The 4,948-nt window shown below is 57.7% G+C and carries 1 tRNA gene and 2 rRNA genes; all 3 read right to left on the reverse strand.

Features of this window, described 5'->3' with window-relative positions:
• Positions 1-46: 46 nt before the first annotated feature.
• The 3 genes from BMZ83_RS15955 to BMZ83_RS15965 all read right to left on the reverse strand — a co-directional run bounded on the left by BMZ83_RS15955 (position 47) and on the right by BMZ83_RS15965 (position 4,812).
• Positions 47-2,957: ribosomal RNA gene (locus BMZ83_RS15955) — 23S ribosomal RNA — on the reverse strand.
• 219 nt (positions 2,958-3,176) lie between these two features.
• A tRNA-Ala gene (locus tag BMZ83_RS15960) sits at positions 3,177-3,248 on the reverse strand.
• 92 nt (positions 3,249-3,340) lie between these two features.
• A 16S ribosomal RNA gene (locus BMZ83_RS15965) occupies positions 3,341-4,812 on the reverse strand.
• The 16S and 23S rRNA genes sit together here with 1 tRNA gene alongside, the layout of an rRNA operon.
• Positions 4,813-4,948: the final 136 nt, after the last annotated feature.

Here is a 4,948-nt window from a genome sequence, read left to right on the forward strand (position 1 = left end):
CTGGACCCGTAAAACGGGTGCAGTGCAGAGATTTCTGATTACCGGATGAATGATGGCTTCGGGCTGTTAGTGCTCGCGGACTCAACGCCTCGTTGCCTTGGCGCGTACATCCCGAGTCTATCTAACTCCTCTTCTACGAGTGCCCTCAACGGTACTTCGTTTCCGAGTGGGTTTCGAGCTTAGATGCGTTCAGCTCTTACCCCGTGACGCGTGGCTGCCCGGCAATGCCCTCTCGGACAACCGGTACACCAGTGGCGTCCAATCGTAGTTCCTCTCGTACTATACGATCGTTCTCGTCAAGTACCATAACACCCCCAATAGATAGCAGCCGACCTGTCTCACGACGGTCTAAACCCAGCTCACGACCTCCTTTAATAGGCGAACAACCTCACCCTTGCCCGCTTCTGCACGGGCAGGATGGAGGGAACCGACATCGAGGTAGCAAGCCACGCGGTCGATATGTGCTCTTGCGCGTGACGACTCTGTTATCCCTAAGGTAGCTTTTCTGTCAGCAACCTGGCCCATCAAGGACCATGGTTGGTTCGCTAAACCACGCTTTCGCGTCAGCGTCACTCGTTGGGAATGACACTGTCAGACTTCCGTTTGCTCTTGCGCTCTTCCTCGGGTTCCCGACCCGAGTGAGGAAATCTTGGGGCGCGCTCGATATCTTTTCGAGCGCGTACCGCCCCAGTCAAACTGCCCGGCTACCGGTGTCCTCCGCCAGGAGTGAGAGTCGCAGTCACTAACGGGTAGTATTTCACTGATGGCTCGGTGGCCCGCTAGCGCGGGTACCTGTGTAACGCCTCCTACCTATGCTGCACATTAGCGACCACGTCTCAGCGACAGCCTGCAGTAAAGCTCTATAGGGTCTTCGCTTCCCCTTGGGGGTCTCCAGACTCCGCACTGGAACGTACAGTTCACCGGGTCCAACGTTGGGACAGTGGCGCTCTCGTTGATCCATTCATGCAAGCCGCTACTGAAGCGGCAAGGTACTACGCTACCTTAAGAGGGTCATAGTTACCCCCGCCGTTGACGGGTCCTTCGTCCTCTTGTACGAGGTGTTCAGATACCCGCACTGGGCAGGATTCAGTGACCGTACGAGTCCTTGCGGATTTGCGGTCACCTGTGTTGTTACTAGACAGTCGGAGCGCCCAAGACACTGCGACCTGCCCCGCCTGGGGCAGGCATTCCTTATTGCGAACGTACGGAACTAACTTGCCGAATTCCCTAACGTCGGTTCTCCCGACAGGCCGTGCCTTGCGCTGGCAGAGTACCTGTGTCGGATCTCGGTACGGACATCGTGCTCCCTTTTCACGGGCTCCTGGTAACATCGACTTGCGCTATCTCGAGATTCGCTCGCTTCCTGCCATTACGGCGTCCACGAGCTTCCTCGATTCGACCGGGCGAAGGCCCGGCTCGATGGTTCCGGAAGCGTCGGTTTCACTGCACGATGGTGCTGGAATATTAACCAGCTCCCCTTTCGACCCCTGCGACTTACGAGGAACCTTAGGATCGACTAACCCTTGGCTGACTAACAGTGCCAAGGAACCCTTACTCTTCTGGCCGTCGGGGTTCACACCCGACTTTCGCTGCTACTATGACTAGGATTTTCGTTACTAGACGGTCCACGCGAGCTCTCGCCCGTGCTTCCATCCGTCCAGAATGCCAACCTACTGGGTCGCTCTGTTACGAGCGCCGCCAGGTCTCGGAGGTGGATTTGAGCCCCGATCATTTTCGGCGCCTCGAACCTCGGCCGGTAAGCTGTTACGCTTTTCTTAGAGGGTAGCTGCTTCTAAGCTCACCTCCCGGCTGTTTAGGGCTCGAGACAACCTTCAAATCGCACTTAATCCACACTTTGGGTCCTTAACCCAGCTCTGGGTTGTTCCCCTCATGGTACCCAAGCTTACCCCGGGCACCGGACTCCCATCGTCCACGGCGTTTGCACGTTCGGAGTTCGACAGAGAGGCCGACTCCTCTCGGAGGCGGGTCTCTCAATCGGTCGCTCTACCGCGCAAACTACCTCGGATGAGGTCATGCTTCGACATGTTTCGGTTGGAACCAGCTGTTGCCGAGTTCGATGGGCCTTTCACCCCTACTCTCGAGTCACGGGAGGGTATTGTAGGACACCAACCCTAACGGGCCTCCACGTGGCTTTCGCTACGCTTCACCCTGCTCCAGAGTAGATCACTCGGTTCCGGGTCGTATCCCTTCGACTCCCCGCGCTTGAACACGGTGGGCCTGGCAATGCTGCGCCCCTATCGGTTTCCCTACGCCTTCCCGGATAACCCGGTTAGACTCGCCAAAGAGATACACTCCCTAGTTCGTTTTTCAAAACGTACGACGGAACTTCGGCTCCTCTCTCGTCCTACTGGAAGCTCGCGCTTCGGTCGTTTGGAGAGAGGCCTTTCAAGCCCCGTCGCTCTATCGCCGACTGGTTTCATGCCCTATTGCACCGCCCTTCTCGGGGTGCTTTTCAGCGTTCGCTCACGCTACTTGTTCGCTATCGGTCTCGAGGAGTGTTTAGCCTTCGCGGTCGATGCCCGCGACATTCACGAGGGATATCCAACCCCCGCTACTCTGGTACTGGCGCACACTCTACTGGATCACGGTACGGGACTGTCGCCCTGTTTCGTGCTCTGTTCCAAGAGACTTCTCGTGATCTGTCGAGTGCTGGTAGCCAGCCCGTACACCACATTTCCTTGCGGATTCGGTTTGGGCTGTATCGCGTTCACTCGCGGTTACTTACGACATCGCAGTTGCTTTCTCTTCCTGTCCTTACTAAGATGTTTCAATTCAGGACGTTCCCCATTGCGCAAAGCAATTGTAGAGGGATTCCCATTCGGAGATCCTCAGTTCTATGCTTCCATGCAGCTCCCTGAGGCTTATCGCAGCTTGGCACGTCCTTCGTCAGCACTCGAGCCGAGCAATTCATCAGCCGGCATAGTAGCCGTCTGTCGGTAATCGTCTATCGTCGTTCCACTGCAACCCGTTGAACGGGTCCAGTGGGTGCCTGGACTACGCTTACACACGGTCGTCATTATACGTCCCGTGGGTGTCACGGGAGCGTACGTCGGACCCTTCCCAGACGCGCTCTCGCGGTCTGGTGCATCGGTCGGTCTGGATTCCATCGTACTTCCGTCGGGCATATAACCCGCACGGTTTCCTTCTATCCGAGATGGACTCGCGGGGATTCGAACCCCGGGCATCCTCCTTGCAAAGGAGGCACTCTCCCACTGAGCTACGAGCCCTATGGAGCCTTGGTAGTTCTGAGGTGCCCGGTCGAACCGGTGGCACCGAAACGGCGAAAGGTGGGTCTGCCCGAAGGGCAGATCCCGGTCTGTGGAGGTGATCCAGCCGCAGATTCCCCTACGGCTACCTTGTTACGACTTAAGCCCCCTTGCGGAGCCCAGATTCGACCTGCTAGGCAGGCCTCATCCGGACCCCACTCGGGTGCTTTGACGGGCGGTGTGTGCAAGGAGCAGGGACGTATTCACCGCACTCTCCTGGAATGCGATTACTACCGAATCCAGCTTCATGTGGACGAGTTGCAGTCCACAATCCGAACTACGACCGAGTTTCTGAGATTACCGCTCCCTCTCGGGGTTGGAACCCATTGTCTCGGCCATTGTAGCCCGCGTGTTGCCCAGCCCATTCGGGGCATACTGACCTACCGTTGCCCGTTCCTTCCTCCGCCTTGGCGGCGGCAGTCCTCCTAATGTACCCATCATCCTCAAGGGACATGCTGGCAATTAAGAGTGCGGGTCTCGCTCGTTGCCTGACTTAACAGGACGCCTCACGGTACGAGCTGACGGCGGCCATGCACCACCTCTCTACGGCATCGTGGTGAGGTCATCAACCTGACCGTCATCACCGTAGTCGGGGCTGGTAAGGTTACCGGCGTTGAGTCCAATTAAACCGCAGGCTCCTCCGGTTGTAGTGCTCCCCCGCCAATTCCTTTAAGTTTCATCCTTGCGGACGTACTTCCCAGGCGGTTCGCTTAGCGGCTTCCCTGCGGCACAACACTCACTCGTAGTGAGTGTCACACCTAGCGAACATCGTTTACGGCTGGGACTACCCGGGTATCTAATCCGGTTCGAGACCCCAGCTTTCGTCCCTCACTGTCGGATCAGTCCTCTCGAGGTGCTTTCGCCATCGGTGGTCCGTTCAGGATTACGGGATTTCACTCCTACCCCGAACGTACCCCTCGAGCCTTCCTGTCCCAAGCCGCACAGTTTCCGCCGGACGCCCACCCGTTAAGCGGGTGGATTTCCCGACGGACTTGCGCGGCCAGCTACGGACGCTTTAGGCCCAATAAAATCGGTCATCACTCGAGCTGCCGGTATTACCGCGGCGGCTGGCACCGGTCTTGCCCAGCTCTTGTTCCTGAACCTCCCTACGGTTCAGAAAAGAAAGGGCGATATGCCCTTTCACTCGGGGTCCCCTTATCGCACTGGCGTGCAGTGTAAAGGTTTCGCGCCTGCTGCGCCCCGTAGGGCCCGGAATCTTGTCTCAGATTCCGTCTCCGGGCTCTTGCTCTCACAACCCGTACCGATTATCGGCACGGTGGGCCGTTACCCCACCGCCTACCTAATCGGCCGCAGCCACATCCTACAGCGCCGGAGCGTTTGAGCGTCGACGTGTTCAAACGGTCAACGCGTATCGAGTGTTAGCCTCAGTTTCCCGAGGTTGTTCTCGTCTGTAGGGTAGTTTGGCCACGTGTTACTGAGCTATACGCCGCGGGTCTAACCCGCGCGACTAGCATGGCTAAATCGGACCCCGATAGCAATGACCTCCGGCAGGATCAACCGGAATGTGTACGTGCATCTGCACGTGGGTGGCGGGTCGGATCACAGTACGTGATCGTTACCATCTGGTCTTGCGTATCGGTTACCGTTCGCTGCCCGCCGGCCGAACCGGGGGACACCGAACTACCAAGGCTCGCATCAGA

Source organism: Halolamina pelagica, from assembly GCF_900115675.1.
GTDB classification, from domain to species: Archaea; Halobacteriota; Halobacteria; order Halobacteriales; family Haloferacaceae; genus Halolamina; species Halolamina pelagica.